Consider the following 1,652-nt stretch of genomic DNA (forward strand, 5'->3'; position numbering starts at 1 on the left):
ACAAAAACCATGATATGAAGTAATTCTAACCTATTGCTTCTAATAGCTTATTTTTAGCTGTCAGGTGTATCCAATAATGGCCAAAGTCGAGTATAAAGGTTAATATTTTTTTCGGTATGAGCATGAGATGTATCTTTATAAGGGATTGAATGATCTACTCTTAGTCCTGATCTCAGTAAAACTTTATTTTGTGTTTTGATGTCAATCTCTGCTATGTTGGTATCATTCAGCTCATCATCAAATGTATCAAAATTAAATCGCTGATAAGCTAGCTGCAGCTGTGGTTCAATAATAGTTTTTTCATTGTCTGCAACAACAATAGGGTAACCATACTCTAATGATGCAATGAACCCTATCCCGTTAGTATCACCTTTTACATTGTTTATAGAATTCGAATCAACTTCATAAGAAGATAGCTGTACTACACCATCAAGGTACCAGCCTTTATCATCTATTAAAGTACCATAAAGACCAATGGCATAGCTGGTCATGTCCACATCACCAATTTTTTGACTATTAAGTGCATCGACTGTTTGATCAAGCTTACCACTGCCAATATATAGTCCGGCTCGAGTCAACTGCAGTCGTTCTTTATCATAAGACCGATATAAATCTAACCCTGCTTGAAGTCCAGACCAGTCTGCATCAAAATCATGTTCTTTAGAAAAGCGAAATTTATAATCATTATTAAACACTCTGACCCAGCCTGTTTGTGATCGATCATCATGTTCAGGATTCATTGTTTGGTCTTGGCGAGCATTAATTACATCATATGTATCTCTTTCATGAAAACTGCCAATACTGTCCCACATAAACCGGCCCATGACGACTGGAATAGATTTGTAAATAGGCACTTCTTGTCGGACACCAATAGAACGTAAATACCAGTTTTGATCAGTGCCAGCTTGATTTTGGAAAAATAAATTATATTCATAGGCCCCAGCGGCAACATAGTTACCAAGTCGAAAACTGTTTGCTGAGCTTGTACCATCAACTTGAACTACTAAAATACCATCGCTTTTGGTTTGAGCTCCTACACCACCTGAATTTTGAATGATCAGGCTCGTTGTACCGCTACTATTTCCATTGATGATAAACCGATCCGATGTGGCGTTGTCATTGCTTAACACCGTATCTAAAACCAATTGGCCTGTTCCGCTGTAATTACCGCCAACAGTGAAAGTATCATTGGCTTCAGCATCTGCGAGGGTTAAAGAACCATTATTGATTAAATTACCTGTCACGGTATATGAGCCAGGACTATTGCCAATTGAAATGATGGAAGCACCATTATTTATGGTTAAAAGTTCTGTGGTAATCGTGCGTGAACTGCCAAGGTTACCTATAGCACCATTGGTAAAAGTAATATTTTCCCAGTTAGTTACTGTGGGGACGTCACCTTGCCAACCATCAAAAGTCAGCTGATCAATAGCACCATCGCCTGAAGAGGCATCATCACCACCGTCTAATGTGGTAATATTTTCCAGCACAGCAGATGATGATACCGTCATAGAATCTGTGCCTAATCCTAAATCCACATTGCTGTTTCGAATCGTTCCACTGCTAATAACTCGTTGACAGGTAAGCCACTAGTTTGACTAGTGTGACTCTCAAGGCTTGGCCTCTAGATTCAGTTTTATGGAGAAAGAAGA

1 protein-coding gene is annotated in these 1,652 nt (G+C 38.8%); it reads right to left on the minus strand.

Annotated features, from left to right (window positions below):
- Nucleotides 1-53: 53 nt before the first annotated feature.
- Nucleotides 54-1,511 (minus strand): autotransporter family protein, encoded by a 1,458-nt coding sequence (locus F607_RS0126820; RefSeq protein WP_027710441.1) that lies wholly within the window; start codon nt 1,509-1,511, stop codon nt 54-56.
- Between the last annotated feature and the right edge of the window lie 141 nt (nt 1,512-1,652).

The sequence above is a fragment of the Zooshikella ganghwensis DSM 15267 genome, from assembly GCF_000428585.1.
GTDB lineage: Bacteria > Pseudomonadota > Gammaproteobacteria > Pseudomonadales > Zooshikellaceae > Zooshikella > Zooshikella ganghwensis.